This is a genomic window from Neobacillus vireti (assembly GCF_001026695.1).
Taxonomy (GTDB): domain Bacteria; phylum Bacillota; class Bacilli; order Bacillales; family Cytobacillaceae; genus Neobacillus; species Neobacillus vireti.
The window spans coordinates 764446-783813 of sequence record NZ_LDNB01000002.1; the positions used below are offsets into that span (position 1 = coordinate 764446).

General features: G+C 41.7%; 19 protein-coding genes, 1 pseudogene and 1 riboswitch. Of the genes and pseudogenes, 14 read left to right on the plus strand and 6 right to left on the minus strand.

Annotated elements, in window-relative coordinates; genetic code table 11:
* Positions 1-11: 11 nt before the first annotated feature.
* Entirely contained in the window at positions 12-467 is a 456-nt protein-coding gene (locus tag AA980_RS04040) for a (2Fe-2S)-binding protein (protein ID WP_024030685.1), read from the plus strand.
* A gap of 223 nt (positions 468-690) precedes the next feature.
* Positions 691-1056 carry a hypothetical protein gene (locus tag AA980_RS04045; RefSeq protein ID WP_024030686.1) on the plus strand — a complete coding sequence of 122 codons (366 nt, stop codon included), beginning with the start codon at positions 691-693 and terminating at the stop codon, positions 1054-1056.
* 72 nt (positions 1057-1128) lie between these two features.
* Here AA980_RS04045 and AA980_RS04050 read toward each other — a convergent pair whose 3' ends face one another.
* The 4 genes and pseudogenes from AA980_RS04050 to AA980_RS04060 all read right to left on the minus strand — a co-directional run bounded on the left by AA980_RS04050 (position 1129) and on the right by AA980_RS04060 (position 4789).
* Positions 1129-1611: a (2Fe-2S)-binding protein gene (locus tag AA980_RS04050; RefSeq protein WP_024030687.1), complete on the minus strand. Its 483-nt coding sequence runs from the start codon at positions 1609-1611 to the stop codon at positions 1129-1131.
* Entirely contained in the window at positions 1608-2312 is a 705-nt protein-coding gene (locus tag AA980_RS04055) for an FAD binding domain-containing protein (RefSeq protein WP_328586720.1), read from the minus strand. Before AA980_RS04055 ends, AA980_RS04050 begins: the two co-directional genes overlap by 4 nt.
* Positions 2313-2447, minus strand: coding sequence for a hypothetical protein (locus AA980_RS27995; protein ID WP_024030689.1), 135 nt, complete (start codon positions 2445-2447; stop codon positions 2313-2315). It lies immediately after the preceding gene.
* A pseudogene (locus tag AA980_RS04060) lies at positions 2444-4789 on the minus strand (xanthine dehydrogenase family protein molybdopterin-binding subunit). Before AA980_RS04060 ends, AA980_RS27995 begins: the two are co-directional and overlap by 4 nt.
* 423 nt (positions 4790-5212) lie before the next feature.
* Between AA980_RS04060 and AA980_RS04065 the strand changes: the two are divergent.
* From AA980_RS04065 to AA980_RS04100, 8 genes are all read left to right on the plus strand, one after another.
* On the plus strand, positions 5213-6736 hold the full coding sequence (locus tag AA980_RS04065) for a carboxypeptidase M32 (protein WP_024030957.1): 1524 nt from the start codon (positions 5213-5215) through the stop codon (positions 6734-6736).
* 284 nt (positions 6737-7020) lie between these two features.
* Complete coding sequence (locus AA980_RS04070) at positions 7021-7809, plus strand: TerC family protein (protein ID WP_047771260.1); 789 nt, start codon at positions 7021-7023, stop codon at positions 7807-7809.
* A 271-nt stretch (positions 7810-8080) separates the two neighbouring features.
* Positions 8081-8743 carry a phosphatase PAP2 family protein gene (locus AA980_RS04075; RefSeq protein ID WP_024030737.1) on the plus strand — a complete coding sequence of 221 codons (663 nt, stop codon included), beginning with the start codon at positions 8081-8083 and terminating at the stop codon, positions 8741-8743.
* A gap of 47 nt (positions 8744-8790) precedes the next feature.
* Complete coding sequence (pssA, locus tag AA980_RS04080; protein WP_024030736.1) at positions 8791-9495, plus strand: CDP-diacylglycerol--serine O-phosphatidyltransferase; 705 nt, start codon at positions 8791-8793, stop codon at positions 9493-9495.
* Between the two features lie 24 nt (positions 9496-9519).
* Positions 9520-9825, plus strand: coding sequence for a HesB/YadR/YfhF-family protein (locus tag AA980_RS04085; RefSeq protein WP_024030735.1), 306 nt, complete (start codon positions 9520-9522; stop codon positions 9823-9825).
* Between the two features lie 129 nt (positions 9826-9954).
* The gene (locus AA980_RS04090) at positions 9955-11670 is read left to right on the plus strand and encodes an ABC transporter ATP-binding protein (RefSeq protein ID WP_024030734.1); all 1716 of its coding nucleotides are present in this window, start codon (positions 9955-9957) and stop codon (positions 11668-11670) included.
* Between the two features lie 522 nt (positions 11671-12192).
* Positions 12193-12948 carry a Cof-type HAD-IIB family hydrolase gene (locus tag AA980_RS04095; protein ID WP_024030733.1) on the plus strand — a complete coding sequence of 252 codons (756 nt, stop codon included), beginning with the start codon at positions 12193-12195 and terminating at the stop codon, positions 12946-12948.
* Positions 12949-13068: 120 nt separating this feature from the next.
* The gene (locus tag AA980_RS04100; protein ID WP_024030732.1) at positions 13069-13269 is read left to right on the plus strand and encodes a cold-shock protein; all 201 of its coding nucleotides are present in this window, start codon (positions 13069-13071) and stop codon (positions 13267-13269) included.
* A 154-nt stretch (positions 13270-13423) separates the two neighbouring features.
* On the opposite strand, the gene AA980_RS04105 is transcribed toward AA980_RS04100, so the two are convergent.
* Positions 13424-13621, minus strand: coding sequence for a YwbE family protein (locus AA980_RS04105; RefSeq protein ID WP_024030731.1), 198 nt, complete (start codon positions 13619-13621; stop codon positions 13424-13426).
* Positions 13614-13817, minus strand: a complete 204-nt coding sequence (locus AA980_RS04110; protein ID WP_024030730.1) for a hypothetical protein — start codon at positions 13815-13817, stop codon at positions 13614-13616. The genes AA980_RS04105 and AA980_RS04110 overlap by 8 nt, the downstream gene beginning before the upstream one ends.
* Before the next feature lie 273 nt (positions 13818-14090).
* On the opposite strand from AA980_RS04110, the gene katA reads away from it, so the two are divergent.
* The 4 genes from katA to AA980_RS25640 all read left to right on the plus strand — a co-directional run bounded on the left by katA (position 14091) and on the right by AA980_RS25640 (position 19366).
* Entirely contained in the window at positions 14091-15554 is a 1464-nt protein-coding gene (gene katA / locus AA980_RS04115) for a catalase KatA (protein WP_047771264.1), read from the plus strand.
* 159 nt (positions 15555-15713) lie between these two features.
* The gene (locus AA980_RS04120) at positions 15714-16184 is read left to right on the plus strand and encodes a GyrI-like domain-containing protein (RefSeq protein WP_024029428.1); all 471 of its coding nucleotides are present in this window, start codon (positions 15714-15716) and stop codon (positions 16182-16184) included.
* A gap of 150 nt (positions 16185-16334) precedes the next feature.
* Positions 16335-16525, plus strand: a riboswitch (cobalamin riboswitch).
* 134 nt (positions 16526-16659) lie between these two features.
* Complete coding sequence (locus AA980_RS04125; RefSeq protein WP_024029427.1) at positions 16660-18492, plus strand: DUF4430 domain-containing protein; 1833 nt, start codon at positions 16660-16662, stop codon at positions 18490-18492.
* Between the two features lie 64 nt (positions 18493-18556).
* Entirely contained in the window at positions 18557-19366 is an 810-nt protein-coding gene (locus AA980_RS25640; protein ID WP_024029426.1) for a DUF4430 domain-containing protein, read from the plus strand.
* The last annotated feature ends 2 nt before the right edge of the window (positions 19367-19368 follow it).

The following is a 19368-nucleotide window of genomic DNA, read 5'->3' on the forward strand; positions in this document are numbered from 1 at the left end:
AGGAATCAAACTTGCAATCCCACACAATTACGTTAAATATTAATGAGGAAAGCCATATTGTCACGGTCAGGGCGGCGGATACGCTTTTGTATACACTAAGAGGTAAGCTCGGTCTGACAGGTGCAAAGCCCGGCTGTTTGAATGGTGACTGCGGTGCGTGCACGGTGAATGTTGATGGCTGGCCGATGAAGTCATGTTTGATGCTTGCAGTAGAGGCTGTTGGGAAAAAAGTGACCACGATTGAGGGACTGAAGAAGGCTCCTATTCAACAAGCATTTATCGAAAACTTTGCCTTTCAATGCGGCTATTGCACACCCGGTTTTATTATGAACTGTCATTCGTTAATTGAGCAGCATCCGGATGCCGATGATCGAACGATTAAAGAGTGGCTTGAGTCGAATATTTGCCGCTGCACGAGCTATATTGAGATAGAACAGGCTGTGAAATCTGTGTTAAAAAAGAAATGACCAACGTCCGGTTGAAATACTGGGCGTTTTTTCTTCCTATTTAATTGAAGATAGGCACACCAACGCCCAACATGCGCCAATTCAATCATGTTATATTTTTTTATCCTTTTTGTCCTCATGAACCTTTCATGAGGACAGTTTTCTAGATTTTTATAATGGATAGAAATGCGTTATTTTATCAAAACTAAAGATAGTTTTATTCGTAGCGAAAGGAGGAGGACTCATGGATATGCAAAACCAACAACAAATGCAATCGCAAAGTTTTAAACAACAACAGATGCAGCAACAGGAAATAGCGCAGCAGCAAAATCAGCCAATGGCGGAGCAGACATTTCAGACCGGGAAGCAGCAAGCGCTCCAATCGCTGCAGCAGGCAGCAACTGCCATTCAACAAAGCAGCTCGATGGAAAATCCACAGGCGCTGCAACAAGCTGCGCAGCAGCTTGGACAGGCAGCAGGCATGCTAAACCAAATGCAGGGGCTTGCGGTTACCCAATCGCAAACGGCACAGCAGCAACAATTAGAACAGACTCAGCAGCAAATTGAACAGGCGGCGCAAACACTTAGCCTGGTTGAATCCTTAAATTAGGGAAATTACAGCTTCAAAAAAGGGTAAAAGGTATCTCCCCAGTCTTTCCAAGTCTGGGGCATTATATTTTGCTCAAATTTTGTTTGTCTTTTCTTGTAAAACCGTCTTTACCGCTTCTTTAATTTCCTGGTAGCCTGTGCAGCGGCAAAGATTGGACTGCATCCACTCTTCGATGACTTCATCGGTTGCGTTCGGTTCTGTTTCCGCTAGTGCATGGCAATTTAAGATAAAACCTGGGGTACAATAGCCGCATTGAATCGCCCATTTTTCGACAAAGGTTTTTTGAATCGGAGAATTCATTAGACCTTCAATGGTCGTGATTGGCTGGTTGATGGCTTCGATGGCCAGTGACAAACAAGAATGCATTGGTTCGCCATCTACTAGGACTGTACAGGCGCCGCAATCGCCATTTTCACAAGCCCGCTTAACACCGCTTAAACCAAGCTGATCTCTTAATGTATAAATAAGCGTGTCAGCGGAACGAATGGTTACCTCATGACTATCTCCATTTACATGTAATTTTACGACTGTTTTAGATGAACCATTTTTGATCATTTAATCGCCCCTTTCAAAGTGTCCATCGCATCCATTAGTGTATTAATTAACACAAATTCGCGGTAATCTCGAGAAGCCTGAATATCATCTATTATTGGTGCAGGAAGGGAGCGCACTGCTTGTTCAATCCGCCTTTCAATTGAACGGGAAGAATCGTTTAACACCGCTTCCATTTGAGTAGATCTAAATGAATACGCACAGACTCCGCTAAATGCCGCCCGGATCTGGTTGTCTTTTGCGATTGCTGCAAGGGAGACAACTGGATACCCCACTTTAGAAGCTTTAGTTTTCTTAAGGCTGACATACTGATAGGCGCTGTAGGCTTTTTCTACTAAAATTTGCACAAGGAACTGCCCTGATTCCATTTTCATTTCTTGCTGAAAAATATCTTTCAAATCAATAATTTGTTCGCCATCTTTGCCAGCAATTTTAACTTGTGCGTCCGCCAAAAGCAGCGGAAGAGCCGCTTCGCGATAGATTAACCGGCTATGGAGATTGCCGCCTATTGTAATCTTGTTTCTTGATGTATGGTCAGCTATTTGTTTGACTGCTTGACCAAGAAGCGGAAATAAATTGGACGCGGTAATTTTATTTAATGAAACGGCGGAACCGATAACCAGTTGGTTTTCTGAGGCTTCCAATACTTGGCACTCAGGAATCCCTTTCAGGTCAATAATGGCATCAGCATACAGTTTATTTATTCACGAAAAAGTAATAAATTCTGTCCCGCCGCTATAATAGATGACCTCTTTCCCCTGACTCTCAATTTCCTGAAACGTCTGAATTGCATCAGTAATGGTATTGGGTTTGTAATATTCAAAGTCAAACGGAATCATTTCAAGTGCTCCTTCTTTGTCTTCCAGATTAACTCAGGAATTAATGGCAAATGATTCAATTCTACTTGTGCAGCCGTGGAAAGACTGTTGGCAAGTGCCCCTGCCATGCCAATTACCCCATATTCGCCGATTCCGCGCGCCCCGTACGGCCCGTCAGCAGCAGGGGATTCAATAAACTCTACTAGGTATTCCATGGGCTGTTCGCCAAATCTGATAATTTGATATGTCCGTAATTGCGGGTTTTGAACAATTCCTTTTTCATCAAAAAGAAACTCTTCGCTGCTGGCAAAGCTAAGGCCCAAATACATTCCGCCTCTCATTTGCTGGGTTGCGGTTGCCGGGTTAATGATGGTGCCGCCGTCAAGCACTGTTACAGCTTTTAAAATTTTGTATGTATAATCCCTTGTATCCCATTCGACTTCAATTGCTTGTGTCCCGACAGACCACCATGGTCCAGGTTTACCAAATCCGGTTTCCTTATCCATTGGAGTTAGATGCCTTTGAATGTACTTTCCGTGACCAACTACCTGACCTTCCACCGCATGCCCATTTGGGAATTGATAACCTAAAGCAATATCCTTGATTTGGACACCATATTCGGGATTTGGTTTTAAATATACGCGGCCGCCGCCCACCTCTAAGTCCTCCTCAGAACATTGTAAGGCAATTGCGGCTGTTCTTTTTAGCTGCGAAATCGCATCATCGCAGGCGGCCAAAACGGCTCTTCCTCCTAAATAGGTCGTACTGCTGGCAACCGTTCGCCATTGATGCGGGTCATAGGAGGAATTGACTTCCATCGTGATATGAATCATATTCATTTCCATTTTTAATCTTTCAGCGATGATTTGCGCTAAAATGGTTTTTGTCCCTTGCCCTAATTCAATCGCCGCACAGCTCAAATTTACACTGCCGTCTGCTTAAAACTTTAGAATTGCCCCTGACTGTGCATTCGTCGCTGTTGTTGATGTTTTCCAAAATGTACTGATACCCTTTGCTCTTATTTTATTTTTGCTGATTTCGACTCGCTGACCCGCATCCCAATGGATGAGTTCCTTTGCCCTTTCTAGGCATTTCAAGGTATCACCAATATTATTTGCGGTAATGACAGACTGTGTTGGTGAAGTGTCTCCAGGTTGAATCACATTCATTTTTCGGAGCTCGATCGGATCAATCGTTAATTTTTTGGCAAGCTGGTCCATGGTCCGCTCTACGGCAAAGGTAAGTTCCGGATGGGCGTATCCCCTGAAAGAGGTAGCATAGGGGTGATTGGTATACATGCAGTACGAATCACACCAAACATTCGGGACATTATAGGGTCCCGTGCAATCCAAGGCCATTGCTCGCGTAATTCCAGCTGCTTGGTCCGTGTAGGCACCTGAATCAATCAAGAACGTGTATTGCCCTGCGATGATTTTTCCGTCTTGATTCGTTCCAAGCGCAATCGTCGCTTCTACGCCAATATGGCAGGGAGCCGTAATCAGATCTTCTTCGCGCTCATAATCCAATTTCACCATTTTTCCGCCAACTGCTTTTGACGCCAAATAGGCGAGTGGTTCCAGTTGGACCGTGCCTTTCCCGCCAAATGCACCGCCGACAATTGTCGTATGGACAATGATATTGCCCAGTTCAATATTAAAGAATTGATTCATGACTTTTTTTATCGTAAAAGGCGATTGCGTCGTGGTATGAATAATCACCTTGCCGGAAGATTTTATTTCTACCCTTGTACTTCTCGTCTCAAGGGCTGCATGATCGGAAAGGCTAAAAGAGTAGGTTTCTTTCACCTTTGTCGTGCAGGCTTCCCACGTCTTGATGAAATCACCCTTGCGAATCTTAATATGGCTGCCAATATTTGTTCCCTGAACGGGGTAGACGTTGTCAATGATCTTCATGTATTGACCAGAATTTTCATGGACTAAGGGAGCACCTGATTGAAAGGCATCCCGTACGGAATTGACCACCGGTAATGGTTCGTAGTCGACCTTAACGAGGGCGGCAGCTCTTTTTGCTTGGTATTCATGGTCAGCAACAACAATGGCAACCGGTACGCCGTAATAGCGAACCTTGTCAATTGCCAAAGGAGGCCGGTCTGCGAGGATCGGGCCAATATGAAACGGAAACATTTTTCCTGTGATAATCGCACGGACTCCTGGTACCTTCCATGCCTCCGTTAAGTCAATCGAGTTTATCTTGGCATGGGCATAGCTGCTCTTAACTAGTTTCGCGTAGGCCAAGCCGGGTAACGTATAGTCGTCTATGTAACGAACTGTTCCTGCTGCTTTTTCAACGGCATCAATTCTTTGTATCGGCTTTCCAACTGCCGTTCCTGTTATGTCCTGCATAAAATAACGGCCTCCTAAATACGTTATCGACTAAGCATAAGATTTTACTTCATTAGAGCTTAGTTTTTCCTTTTATATGTTAAATTTATACAGGTTTAAAATTTAACCTGATTCATTAACAAGTGGAATTTAATATCCAAAATGAATTTTTTGTCAATGAAAAAGTTATCTAATTTTCCCCCTTGTTTGAATTTTTGAATTATAATAAGAAAAGCGGAAGCGCCCTGGTCAGCGGCGTATGGCCTGGAGCGCTCCAACTGAGATAAAGGAAACACGCGATAGCGCATTCGTGCTTGACTTATCGTAGGGCGGAGAGCGAAGGACAATAGCCGCTAGGGCGCTGGAGCTGGACATTTCTCAAAGTCTAGTGTTTTTGCAACTGCCATTCATTAAGAAAAAGAATTATGTTTAGGGGGTCTACATATGGAACAGAAAGTGATGGATCAAGAGTTACAGACCGCATTGGAACAATTTAGGGTATTAGATGAAAAAATTACTCATTTTTCAAGTATTATTGGTCTGACTGACTGGGATTCAAAGGTTATGGCTCCAAAAAAAGGGCGAAATGTGTTTGCGAAAGCTATCGGAACATTACGGACGGAAGTGTTTAAACTTTCCGTTTCAGAGGAAATGGGCAATTTGTTAGAAAAATTATCAGCAGTAAATGATTTGGATGCTGTGACAAAAGCAAAGGTTCGAGAATATAGAGAGTACTATCAAAAATCGAAAAGGATCCCGGCAGACCTTTTTCAGGAATACAGCATCTTAACAGGCCAAGCCAATGATGCCTGGGAGGAGGCGAGAGCCAACAATGATTTCGCCCACTACCTTCCGTATTTAGAGAAAATAGTTCAATTTAGGCGGAAGTTTGCGGATATTTATGGCTATGAGGAGCATCCGTACGATGCGCTCCTAGATGAATTTGAACCGGGTTTAACGGTGAAAAGACTAGACCCGTTATTTGCTAAACTTAGAGAATCAAGCGTTAAATTACTAGAGCGGATTCAAAAACATGGAAAGCCAACAGCTGTCGAGGTTTTTGATCAATCATTTGATATTGAGACACAAAAAGCATTTAACCGCTATATTCTGCCGATTATTGGCTTTGATATGGATGCCGGCAGACTGGATGAAACTGTTCATCCCTTCGCGCAAACGGTTACGATTGGCGATGTCCGCTTAACCACACGCTACCTAGAAAAAAATGTCCGCTCAGCCCTATTCGGGACGATTCATGAAGCAGGGCATGGCATTTATGAGCAGCATGTAAATCCTGATTATGAGGAGTCTGTTCTTCAGAGCGGGGCATCGTTTGGAATTCATGAATCGCAATCAAGATTTTTAGAAAATATGGTCGGACGCAGCAGGGAATTCTGGTATTATTTTTACCCGCAGCTGCAAGCCCATTTTCCTGCACAGCTTGAAAATGTTAGTGTCGATGAATTCTATCGTGCCGTTAACACTGTCCAGCCGTCGTTTATTCGTGTGGAGGCAGATGAGTTAATGTATAATCTGCATATCATGCTGCGGTACGAAATTGAAAAAGACCTGATTGCAGGGGTAATTGAAGCGAAGGACCTGCCGGCCATTTGGAACCAGAAAATGCAGGATTACCTTGGGGTTACACCAAGTACGGACACGGAGGGTGTCCTTCAGGATGTTCATTGGTCCTTTGGCGGAATTGGCTATTTCCCGTCCTATTCATTAGGGAATCTTTATGCAGCGCAAATTCTTCGGACTATCCAAAAAGACTTGCCGGATTTCTATAACCTAATTGAAAATGGCCGCTTTGACCTGCTTCAAGAATGGTTAAAGGAAAACATTCACCAGTACGGTAAGCTTTACACACCGAATGAATTGATTGTAAAAGTAACCGGTGAGGAATTAAATGCCGACTACCTTGTCCAATATCTTGAGCAAAAATACTGTGAGGTATATGGTTTGTAATCGTTCCACAGCTTCACATTGACAATCACTTAAAAGTATACTATATTAATAGTAATAAAATATTTCCTTTTTAAAGGGGAGTAGCTGCTACAATAAAGTCGTCACTTCGAGAAATCCATCTCCGGCTTTATTGGCAACATGGACGTTGTTAGCAAGACCTTTACTTTACGGTAAAGGTCTTTTTCTGTTTTCTTTAGGCCTTTACTGTCATCAGTAAAGGCCTATTTTTATTGGCGAGAGGGAACAATTTTAGAAAGAAACTTACTTTAGAGGAGGCACGATTCATGGATTTTAGTTTGTTACTGGAGTACAGCTGGGTGTTAGTTATTTTGGTGGGATTGGAAGGGCTTTTGGCAGCAGATAATGCCTTAGTCCTGGCAATTATGGTAAAAGATCTTCCGGAAGAAAAGCGAAAAAAGGCCTTATTTTATGGCTTGGCGGGAGCGTTTGTGTTCCGTTTCGCTTCACTATTCGCGATTTCGTTTCTTGTGGATGTGTGGCAGGTTCAAGCGATTGGCGCGTTATATTTATTATTTATGGCGGGGAATCATATTTTCCGCAAAGTTGTGAAAGGGAAAGCGGACCAGCCTGATAAACAGGAGGTTTCCAAAAAAAGCAGCGGTTTCTGGGTTACGGTCTTAAAGGTTGAATTAGCGGATATTGCCTTTGCTGTTGACTCGATTCTTGCTGCTGTAGCGATGGCAGTTGTTCTCCCGGATACTCCGCTGCCAAATATCGGCGGCCTTGACGGAGGTAAATTCTTGGTTATTTTTGCAGGTGGAATAATTGGTTTAGTGATTATGCGCTTTGCCGCTAATCAATTTGTGAAGCTGTTAGAAAGAAGGCCAGGTTTGGAAATTGCTGCCTTTGCGATTGTTGGCTGGGTTGGTGTGAAGCTTGCTGTCTACACACTATCACATCCATCGTTAGCGATTCTTAGCGAGGAATTCGCCCATTCAACTGAATGGAAGGTAAGTTTTTACGCAGTGTTAGTTGGGATTGCCGCTGCAGGATGGTTTTTCTCCAAAGATAAAACCAATGAATCAGTAAAAAAGAAACCGAAAGTTTCATAACGTAAATGTAATGCTATAGCAATTCTTTCTATATGGAAGGATTGCTTTTTCAATGAAATTTTTTTACCACAAGACACCGATTTCAAACAAAATTAGTTATGTGATTCCTAGCTCAACAAATGAATAATTTAATTGTTCAAGTACAAAACTAATAAAACTCGCCAATCGGCGAGTTTTCTTTCAAGTGATGGTAGTGATATTTTAGTTATTTCATGGTACTATATGGTAAGCATTTAAGGAATGTGTAAATACAAATTGAAAGGATCTTTTTATGAATCTTAAAGGACATTTACTAATTGCTTTTATCATAAGTTTGGCATGCGTTCTCGGCTTCAGTTTAATCTCTTTGTTGATAAGTGACCATAAAATTAACGATTTTGATAGCGATATAATCGCAGCTGTTCAGGGGCTAGAATCACCAACCTTAACAAAAGTGATGAAATTTTTTACATTTGTTGGTTCAACTCCAGTAGTCATCATCCTTTGTATCTTTTTAATATTTTTCCTTTATAAAGTATTGCATCATCGGTTAGAATTAATATTATTTATATTTGCTATTCTCGGCTCAGCAGTATTAAATCAAATTCTGAAACAGTTTTTTCACCGGGTTCGTCCTAATTTCCATCGCTTAATTGAAATTTCAGGGTACAGTTTTCCAAGTGGCCATGCGATGAATGCCTTCACGGTTTATGTCATTCTGTCATTTTTACTCTGGCGCCATATCCCTAGTAGATGGGGAAGGAGTGTCCTGATTATTTTAAGTGTTTTCATGGTTATGGCGATTGGAATCAGTAGGATCTATTTAGGTGTCCATTATCCAAGTGATATTATCGGGGGATATCTTGCAAGTGGATTTTGGTTAACTGTTGCAATTTGGTTTTTCCAATTTTACCAAGAAAAGCGTTATAATAAGAAATATAAAAGCGAAGCATGATGTTTAGTGATTTTTTAAACTGAAATGCTTCGCTATCGAAAAGTGGAGTGATACATATTATAAGAAATAGTATTCCTAACTTATTTACACTGGCGAACTTATTTTTTGGCTTTTTATCCATTATGTATTCAGCGCAAGGGGATTATAAGAATGCGGCCATCCTAATATTAATTGGAATGATGCTTGACAGTATGGATGGAAGAATTGCCAGAATGCTGCGCGTGGAAAGTGAGCTTGGTAAAGAACTTGATTCACTGGCGGATATTGTTACCTTTGGTGTTGCACCTGCAATGATGGCCTACTATGCTTATTTTTCTGCATTTGGCGTTATCGGAATGGCAGTTGCCGGTCTTTTCCCATTATTCGGTGCGTATCGATTAGCTAGGTTCAACATTAACGCCGTAAAATCTTCCCTACAGTACTTTACAGGCGTGCCGATTACGGCTGCGGGCGGATTGTTAACACTTTTGACCTTATTCCATGGGAAAATGTCGGGTTACATCTTCGTAATCGCCTTTTTCCTTTTATGTTATTTGATGGTAAGCACAATTAAAATTCCTAGTCTAAAGGATGTACCGCTGCCAAAATACGGCATTATCATAACGCTATTCCTTGGCTATGCAATTTATATTGTCTTTAAAAAAGAACATCATCGATTCCCTTATTTTATTTATGTAGCAATCCCATTATATATTGCATTTATTAGTTACCAATTAATCAAGATAAAAAAGAATAGCCAAAAAAAGAATTAATAAGAAGATAGAGGAGAGCATAAGATGAAAGTCAAAATTAACCGCCATGCGGCAAAAGAGCTGCACAAAATGTTGGAACAGGAAGAAGCTCAAGGCAAAATGTTCCGGGTTTATGTTACAAGTATTCACGGAGATCATGCACACTATGATTTGATGCTCGATACGCCAACAGAAAATGACGTGGTGGTCAAAAGCGATAAAGAAATTGATTTTATTCTCGATAAAAATGACGAAAATTTGGAAAGTATTTGGATTCAATATTTCCACTTACCGAAAGAGGAATGGCTAATTACCAATCCAACAAAAGGCAGCCACCATCACCACCATTAAAGTATAAAGCGCTTGGCATATTTTTTGCCAAGCGCTTTTTGAATGTTGTATTTTCAAAAAACTTGAAATTGTCCGCCTCTTTCACATATAATCCTAGTATTGCTAACTTAGAGAAAAAGGGGATTAACTATGATTCGGCGTTTCTTTTCTTATTATCGACCGCATAAGCGGCTATTTATTTTGGATTTTATCAGCGCAGTCATTGTGGCCTTGTTGGAATTAGCGTTTCCGCTTGCGGTGCAATGGTTTATTGATGATCTGCTGCCTGGCAGCGATTGGCAAGCGATTGTCACAGTCAGTATCGGACTTTTACTTGTTTATTGTTTGAGCACCTTCTTACAATTTATTGTGAACTTTTGGGGCCATAAGCTCGGGATTAATATTGAATCTGATATGAGGCAAGAGCTGTTCGAGCATGTCCAAAAACAATCATTCCGTTTTTTTGACAATACGAAAACAGGGCATATTATGAGCAGAATCACCAATGATCTGTTTGATCTTGGTGAGCTTGCCCATCACGGACCCGAGGATGTATTCATCGCGCTGATGACTTTTATCGGTGCTTTCTGGATTATGCTGACGATAAACGTAAAGTTAGCACTAGTAGCAGTCGTGATTCTGCCTTTTTTAATCCTATTGGTTGTCGTTTGTAATTTAAAAATGAACAAGGCATGGGGCCAAATGTATTCCAGCATTGCAGATGTAAACGCCCGGGTGGAGGACAGTGTTTCCGGCAGCAGGGTCGTTCAATCGTTTACAAACGAAGAATTCGAGATTGCTAGATTTAAAAAGAATAATCAGAGATACCGCGGCGCTAAGCTTGGCGGTTATCGGGTGATGTCCTATAGTCTTTCCGGTATATATATGATGACAAGGCTAATCACTATTGTTGTTCTTGTTTATGGTGCTTGGTTAAGCTTTTCCGGTCAGTTGTCGCCCGGGGAACTTGTCGGTTTTGTCCTTTATATCAATGTTCTTTTTAAACCAATTGACAAAATAAGTGCGATTATGGAGTTGTATCCTAAAGGAATGGCTGGGTTTAAACGGTTTATTGACCTGATCGATTCGGAGCCTGAGGTGCAGGATACAGAGGGTGCAGTTGAAGTAGGGTTACTTAAAGGGAATATCGTCTTTGATGAAGTGTCTTTTCGCTATGATAACCATAAATCCGTTTTGGAAAATATTAATTTGAATATCCGTGCCGGTGAGACGGTTGCTTTTGTAGGGCCGTCGGGGGCAGGGAAGACGACAATTTGCTCGTTGATTCCAAGGTTTTACGATGTGAACGATGGCGGGATTTATATTGATGGTCTCGATATTCGTAACATGACGAAAAAATCGCTCCGTTCCCAAATCGGCATCGTTCAACAGGATGTGTTTCTATTCACAGGGACACTTCGTGAAAATATCGCCTATGGAAAGCGGGATGCCACGGATGAGGAAATTGCAGAGGCAGCAAACCGTGCACATCTTGAAAAGTTTATTGCTTCTTTGCCGGATGGTTACGAGACGCAGATTGGCGAAAGAGGTCTAAAGCTTTCCGGCGGTCAGAAGCAGCGGCTTGCGATTGCAAGGATGTTTCTAAAAAATCCACCTATTTTGATATTGGATGAAGCGACATCCGCTCTTGATACCGAAACCGAAATGGTGATTCAGGAAGCATTGACAGAGCTTGCCCAAAACAGAACCACACTTATTATTGCCCACAGACTGGCAACAATACGCAATGCCGACCGGATTATCGTCGTGACCGAGGACGGGATTGCTGAAGAAGGCCGACATGATGAGCTAATTGAACAAGGCGGTATTTTTGCCAATCTTCATCGTGTACAATTTCAGCGGTAATATTATTTTTAATTTTTCGAAGATGAAGACTGCGAATGAATTCGCAGTCTTTTTATTAACGGGCTCTTTTCTAAGATATGGATGCTTTTATTGATTCGCTGATAAAATTGAAAATTCGCTAATAAATTGGTCGAATTCGCTAATAAAATTGTAGATTCGCTAATAAACATCCAAAATCCGCTAATATATCTGTTCCACTTATTTATAAGGTGTAATTTTACACTGTTTTAAGGGTTTTTGTAAGCAGAATGAGGGTTAAAAATAAATTTTTTACGACAAACAGCCTATTAATATCAGAATAAAGACAATTTTGTGGGCTAGACTAGTGGTTTTGTCTTTAAGAAGGGGTATTAAAGACATTTTAGGGGTTAGACAAAGTTTTTTGTCCTTAAGAAGGGTTCTTAAAGAAATTTAGGTTAATATAAATATATTATGTAAACTGCTAAAGCGGACGTTTTGATAAATACCATTAAAAAGTGTTAACCTAGATAGGAAAAGTAAGAAAGGAGCAAGTTGCTGCAGATGGAAAAAGACAAAATGGAGAAACCAATCAAGCTCATTGCCCTGGATATGGATGGCACACTGTTAAATAGCAAGGGAGAGATAACGGAGGCGAACCGTCAAGCAATTAAGGCTGCACAGGATAGGGGAATATTTGTTGTGCTTAGCACAGGAAGGTCATTGCTTACCTGCCGGGAGCACGCTGATGCGCTTGAGCTTAGTTCCTATTTGGTAACTGTTAATGGCAGTGAAATCTGGGACGATAAACGGGAGCTTGTCGAGAGGAATTTAGTGAAATCCGAGCTTGTGGAATGGATGTGGAATCTCACCCGCGAGCATAAGACGAATTTTTGGGCGATAAGTACTGAGCAAAATTGGCGTGATGAAATGCCGGAGGATATACATACGCTCGAATGGTTGAAATTTGGGTTTAATATTGATGATGATGAAACGAGGGAACTAATTTTACGTGAGCTAGAGGTTAAAGGTGAATTTGAACTAAGTAATTCCACTTTGAAGAACATCGAGGTAAATCCTGCTGGAATTAACAAAGCAAATGGATTGAAAATTGTTTGCAACCGACTTGGAATCGCGATGGAAAATGTCATGGCCGTTGGTGACAGTCTAAATGATCTAGCGATGATCAAGGAAGCTGGACTTGGTGTAGCGATGGGAAATGCACAAGAGAAGGTGAAGAAGGCAGCAGACTGGGTTACTACAACAAACGAAGAAGATGGCGTTGCAAACGCAATCCACAGATGGGTTATTCAATTATAAAAAATTTCCTTTCTTTTTCCAATTTACCGTGTATAAGTGGTTAATGGATTGGTAAAAATAATTGAGCAAGAATAATTTGCAAAATCATGTAATTGTTACATGCTAGGAGGCTACAAAGAAATGGAACATGGTAAAGTAAAATGGTTTAACAGTGAAAAGGGTTTTGGATTCATTGAGCGTGAAGGCGGAGAGGATGTATTCGTCCACTTCTCGGCGATTCAAGGCGAAGGATATAAATCCTTGGATGAGGGTCAAGAGGTAACGTTTGAAATCGAAAACGGCCAACGCGGACCGCAAGCAGTAAACGTCCATAAATCATAATTTACCAAAACAGACTCCAAATGAAATTGGAGTCTGTTTTTTTGGCTAATAGAAAAGTATAAATTTTTTCAAAATTTACACTTTCCTATGTCGCATAAGTGCAACTACGCCTCTGTCTTCGCCTTAAGGCTCGCCAATCGGCGAGTTTTCTTTATTAATTATTAATTTCCTTTACTCTGCCAACCTGTCCGTCTGTCAGTCTTACTTTGATGCCGTGGGGGTGAAAGCTGGACTTGGTTAATATGTCCTTAACGACACCAGCTGTAAGTTTGCCACTTCTTTGATCGGCTTTTAGAACGATTTTGACAGAAGCACCTGGGAGAATATCATTTCTATTTTGCCCGTTAGACACCCATTTTTCTCCGAGAGTTACTCACTTTTTTCGTCTGCTGGCTTTGTAGCTTTTTGGTTGCCTGTGAGCCGTTTGCGGTTGCATTTCCGGCTGCTGCTTTGTTTTTCTTATTTTCAAGCTGCTGTTTCATCGCCTCTTGTAAGCTAATTTTCTTCTTTGGCTCTTCATTTTGCTGTGATTGATTAGATTCACTCATAAAAAATCCTCCTATAAACAGTATTATGACCAGTATAAACTATTTTTTTATTTATTTAAAATCCATCTTCCCAATTAGTACGAAAATTTTAGGATGTTATTCGGTAATTTTGGAATAACGTCCTTTATTTTTAATACTTATGTAGTAGTGGGTACATGTTTTTTTAGTTAATAGTTAATACTTTATAATATTAATTATAAATAAGTATTGATTATTATTTTATTTAAATTATAATGTGGTTAGTAATTAAAAAATAGTTTACGAGGTGAGGTAATGAGTAAAGAAAACAAGAAGTTAACAACAGGAACAGGGGCTCCAGTTGGTGACAACCAAAACTCAATGACCGCAGGGATGCGAGGACCAACATTAATTCAAGACGTTCATCTAATTGAGAAATTGGCACACTTTAACCGCGAACGCGTACCTGAGCGTGTTGTTCATGCTAAAGGTGCTGGTGCCCATGGTTACTTTGAAGTAACAAATGACATGTCAACCTACACTAAGGCCAAATTATTTAATGGGGTTGGAAAGCGGACACCGATGTTTATTCGCTTCTCAACTGTAGCGGGTGAACTGGGTTCGGCGGATACTGTCCGGGATCCACGCGGTTTTTCAGTGAAGTTTTATACAGAAGAAGGAAACTATGATCTTGTCGGAAATAATACCCCGATTTTCTTTATTCGTGATGCGATTAAATTTCCTGATTTCATTCATACGCAAAAAAGAGATCCAAAATCACACCTGAAAAATCCGAATGCCATTTGGGATTTCTGGTCCTTATCTCCTGAATCGTTACACCAGGTTACATACCTAATGGGTGACCGCGGAATTCCTGCTTCCCTTCGCCATATGAATGGCTACGGAAGCCATACCTTTAAATGGGTGAATGAGGACGGGGAAGCCGTGTGGGTGAAATATCACTTTAAAACGGAACAAGGCGTCAAAAACATGACGAATGAGGTTGCAGGTAAATTGGCCGGTGAAAACCCGGATTTTCATACTGAAGATTTGTTTAATGCGATTGAAAAGGGTGAATGCCCGGCTTGGAGGCTGCATGTGCAAATCATGCCATTTGCAGATGCCGAAACGTATCGTTTTGATCCATTTGATGTCACAAAAGTCTGGTCACATAAAGATTATCCGTTAATAGAGGTTGGCCGGATGGTGCTAAATCGCAACCCGGAGAACTACTTTGCAGAAGTGGAGCAGGCAACATTCTCCCCAGGAACCATGGTCCCTGGTGTTGAAGCTTCGCCGGATAAGATGCTGCAAGGCCGTATTTTCGCTTATTCTGATGCCCACCGTTATCGTGTCGGACCGAACCATAATTTGCTCCCGATTAACCGGCCAAAAGTGGAAGTAAATAACTATCAACGTGACGGGGCGATGCGTTCTGATAATAATGGTGCAGGTTCCGTTTACTATGAACCAAACAGCTATGGCGGACCTAAGGAAGCGCCTGAGTACAAACAGACGGCCTTCGAGGTTACAGGTGCGGCTGAACAGGTTCCATATGATGAACACGACCATTACACGCAAGCGGGCGACCTTTACCGTTTAATGTCAGAAGAAGAACGGGCCCGGTTGGTGGAAACAGTCGTGGGGGCGATGAAGCCGGTTGAGAGAGACGAAATCAAGCTTCGACAAATTCAGCATTTTTATAAAGCGGACCCAGAGTATGGCGAGCGGGTGGCAAAAGGCTTAAATTTAGCCCTTCCACAAAGTATTTTAAAATAATTCTTACTCAAGCAGCCTAATGATATAGGTTGCTTGTTTTTTCCATTTTACTATTTGAAAATTATAAATTTAATTTTTTCGTCGAATTTTCTTTGCAGGATTTTTCGGGATATTATTAGAATTATAAGAATAAGATACATATAAAAGGGGGGGATTTGCTTGGCTATCCAAGTAATTGAAAAAGAAGAGATGAACGTAGTAGGTATTTCCTGGAATGGTACTTTCTCGCAAATGGAAAAGATTCCAAGTCTTTTTACTAAATTAAGGGGACGACTTGAAGAGGTACCGTATCAAAAGCAAGAAGAAGTGTTGATTGCACCATTTCATATTAGGGAAACTGAGATCACCTATTATGTTACAACTCCTGTAGATGTCATTGATGAAATTCCGGATGGCATGGTTGGCTTTACGATTCCCCGGAAAAATTATGTCTTCGGCGTTCATAAAGGCAGGATAGAGGATGTTGAAAATACATACCATCGTATGTACAAATGGATGGAAGAATACGGCTATGACCAAGATCACCACGCATTATCACTTGAAATTTATAAAGAAGAACATAAATCCCAAAATCTGAGCGGTGACCTGTATTTCGAAATTTATTTACCAGTTAAGGTATATGAAAAATAGCATTTGCGGCCGTTGTTCGCCTTTTGATGTTTACAAAATTCTTAGTTTATAGAATAATAGGGATAACCTATAGAAAACTTGCCGCTAGGCGAAGACTAGGTGTTGTTGCACTTATGTCTGATAGGAAAGATACTTTCCTATCGCCAAAAAAAATACGATAAAAAAATAGGTGCTGAAGTCTTTTAAAAAGACTTCCAGCTTAATAGGGAAGTTGGTAGAAGCCAACGCGGTCCCGCCACTGTAAATGAGAGCAGCCTATAACATGTCACTGTCGATAAGATGGGAAGACATAGACTGCGATGATCATGAGCCAGGAAACCTGCCTGTTTTTGACACCAACAGCCTACGCGGATAGGAGAGTGTTAAGAATAGAAGCGTTTTTTTTCGTTTTCAAAACTTAACGTTCATGACACTCCTCCTCCTTTTAGGGGGATTTTTTTATGGTATTTTAATAATGAAGGGATGTCAGACGAAGATGAACAACAGAAAAAATCTAGCATTGGTTTTGCTGCTAGTGTTTGCGCTTTTTACAAGCGGATTCCAAACGCCTGTTTTAGCAGCGAATCAAGAGAAACAAGGCACGATTACTGTTATTGGGACAGATGCAGCCAATCCGCTGTTGCCGGAAACAACAGTCCAATTCGGTGAAAGTGAGACTGCAACCCAAGCCTTAGTTAATGCTGTAGGAGAAAGCAATATTGAGTTTACAGATACTACATATGGAAAGATGTTAACAGGGATTAAGGGGGAAAAGGCTGAAGGAACTCATTTTTGGGCTTTCTTTATTAACGGGGTCTCCGCCCAGGTTGGTGCCGATAACTATGTCGTCCATAATGGTGACCAATTAACCTTCCGTCTTACAGATTGGAATAAAACTCCAGAAAGTATGGTTTCGCTCAAGGTCGTTAATGGAGATAAAAAGATTGTCAATAATCTATCCGATATTGAAGTGATCGGCACTCCGACTGCCTTTCAACTCTTACAAGTGGCACTTGGTCCGGAAAAGGTTGGCTTTAGCGAATCACAATACGGGAAGATGATTACGTCAATTAATGGACTGGAAGCAGAAGGGACAAATTACTGGGCATTTTATATTGATGGCCAAATGGCCACTGTAGGTGCAGACAGCTACCCGCTTAAGCCTGGTAACCAAATAAGCTTTCAGTTTGAATCATGGGCGGATGTTCCCGAGGATGGCGGAAATGGAGGAGATGGACAACCAAATCCAACCCCTCCGGCTGGGACGGTTTCCGATGCCGCTCTTCAAACTGCGATTGACGCAGTGAGCCAATATGCTTTAAAATCTCCAATCGGTGAATGGGAAGCTATTTCCCTAAAACAGGCTGGGAAAACCATTCCTGCGAGCTATCTGGAAGCTGTTAAAGCGCTTGTCAAAGAAAGAGAAGGAAAATTCACGCGCATCACCGATACAGAACGGTATGTACTGGGAATTCTGGCCGCAGGCGGTGACCCAACAAATATCGAAGGCTATGACCTAGTTCAAGCAATTTACAATGGAAATGTCACAAAACAAGGATTAATTGGTGTCTCCTATGCATTAATTGCCTTGGACAGTGCGGGGTTCTCCGTTCCTGCTGATGCGTTGTGGACCAAAGATAAACTGGTAAACTATTTAGCTGAAAAACAAAACGCAGATGGCGGCTGGGCATGGGATGAAAGCTCAACAAGTGACATTGACACGACTGCAATGATTGTCACAGCACTTGCACCATATCGGGACCAAGCAGGGGTTAAAGAAAAAGTGGACGCTGCTATTGAATATTTAGCAGCCCAATATCAAGCGTCGAAGATTGATAACAGTTCAACAGCGGCACAAGTGATTATTGCTTTATCTGCATTAGGAATGGATGCGAATGCTTCTTTATTTGCCAAGGATAACAGCAGTCTTTTACAATATTTCCTCTCATTCCAAAATGCCGATGGCGGTTTTGATTGGCAGGGCGGCTATGTAAGTGATGTTTTTACTACTTCTCAAGCGTTTCAGGCACTAGTTGCTTATCAGCTTTTTTCACAAGGCAAAGGGTCGTTGTATCACTTACCGTTAATAGCAGAGCAGAAACCGGATGTGGAGAATCCTGAAGCGGAACTCCCAGAAGTAGAGAGTCCTGAACCGGAACGGCCGCAAGTGGAAGAAACTTCTTTAGAAAAAGAAAAACCCGAGGAAACCGTGAAGGGTCATACTCTTCCAAATACAGCATCTAATATGTATAACCTGCTGGCAATAGGGTTATTCCTCATGGTGGCCGGCAGCGCGTTTTATTTGAAGCAAAGGAAACGAAAGGCGTAAAAACCTTTGTGCCCCCTCTGATTGTCATTTGGAGGGGGCGTGGATAAGGAGGTAAACACACACCATGAAGAGAATCCTAAAAACAACGGCATTGTTATTCGTTTTGTTTGCTGCTTTCAGTTTGGCTGGTTGCGGCACCAACGTGGAGACCGCGAAGGAAACCAAGAAAGAAGCAGTAAAAACAGAAGAAGCTGCGAAACAGGCAGAACAAACACATCAAGAGGAAGAAAGTGCTAAGACAGATGCAGCCGGAGTGCAACAGGAAGAACCAGAGCAGTCTGCTGAAACGGCTAGTACCAAAGCGGCAGAAAAGGAAACAGAACAGCCGGATGCAAAACCGGAAACACCTGCACAAAATGCTCCAGCGAGCCAAGCTAAATCTGAAACAAATAAGGCAAATCCGGCAGCTTCGTCAAGTAATAGCAAATCGGGCGTGGCGCCAGGCAAAAGCAGTTCGACACCGGCTGCTCAGCCGAGTAAGCCAGCAGCACCAAGCACTCCGCCAGCTGCACCAAACACTCCGCCACCAACGAATCCGAAACCGGAAACGCCAAAACATGAATTGGCAGTGACCATTTCGATTGCCGGGCCAAAGGATAGGGGCACAATTCTAAGTGCAACAAAGGTGAATTTTAAAGACGGTGCAACGATTTTTGATATTATTTCACAAGCAGCCAAAAAACAAGGTATCATCATCGATTCTAGAGGCAGCGGAGCCACCGCCTATATCGAAGGAATTGACAATATTTATGAGTTTGATTATGGTGTCAAGAGCGGCTGGATATTTAAACAAAATGGTGTTAGTCTTACAAAAAGTATCGGAGTTGTAAAGGTAAAAGACGGTGATCGGATTGAATGCTTCTACACCGAATAACG

Excerpts from the sequence above, each read along its gene's own strand:
- AA980_RS04070 (WP_047771260.1), top strand. The coding sequence starts at position 7,021 with ATGGATTTTAGTTTGTTACTGGAGTACAGCTGGGTGTTAGTTATTTTG.
- AA980_RS27995 (WP_024030689.1), bottom strand. The coding sequence starts at position 2,447 with ATGATTCCGTTTGACTTTGAATATTACAAACCCAATACCATTACTGAT.
- AA980_RS04085 (WP_024030735.1), top strand. The coding sequence starts at position 9,520 with ATGAAAGTCAAAATTAACCGCCATGCGGCAAAAGAGCTGCACAAAATG.
- AA980_RS04075 (WP_024030737.1), top strand. The coding sequence starts at position 8,081 with ATGAATCTTAAAGGACATTTACTAATTGCTTTTATCATAAGTTTGGCA.
- AA980_RS25640 (WP_024029426.1), top strand. The coding sequence starts at position 18,557 with ATGAAGAGAATCCTAAAAACAACGGCATTGTTATTCGTTTTGTTTGCT.
- AA980_RS04065 (WP_024030957.1), top strand. The coding sequence starts at position 5,213 with ATGGAACAGAAAGTGATGGATCAAGAGTTACAGACCGCATTGGAACAA.
- AA980_RS04100 (WP_024030732.1), top strand. The coding sequence starts at position 13,069 with ATGGAACATGGTAAAGTAAAATGGTTTAACAGTGAAAAGGGTTTTGGA.
- AA980_RS04050 (WP_024030687.1), bottom strand. The coding sequence starts at position 1,611 with ATGATCAAAAATGGTTCATCTAAAACAGTCGTAAAATTACATGTAAAT.
- AA980_RS04125 (WP_024029427.1), top strand. The coding sequence starts at position 16,660 with ATGAACAACAGAAAAAATCTAGCATTGGTTTTGCTGCTAGTGTTTGCG.
- AA980_RS04090 (WP_024030734.1), top strand. The coding sequence starts at position 9,955 with ATGATTCGGCGTTTCTTTTCTTATTATCGACCGCATAAGCGGCTATTT.
- AA980_RS04045 (WP_024030686.1), top strand. The coding sequence starts at position 691 with ATGGATATGCAAAACCAACAACAAATGCAATCGCAAAGTTTTAAACAA.
- AA980_RS04110 (WP_024030730.1), bottom strand. The coding sequence starts at position 13,817 with ATGAGTGAATCTAATCAATCACAGCAAAATGAAGAGCCAAAGAAGAAA.
- AA980_RS04095 (WP_024030733.1), top strand. The coding sequence starts at position 12,193 with ATGGAAAAAGACAAAATGGAGAAACCAATCAAGCTCATTGCCCTGGAT.
- katA (WP_047771264.1), top strand. The coding sequence starts at position 14,091 with ATGAGTAAAGAAAACAAGAAGTTAACAACAGGAACAGGGGCTCCAGTT.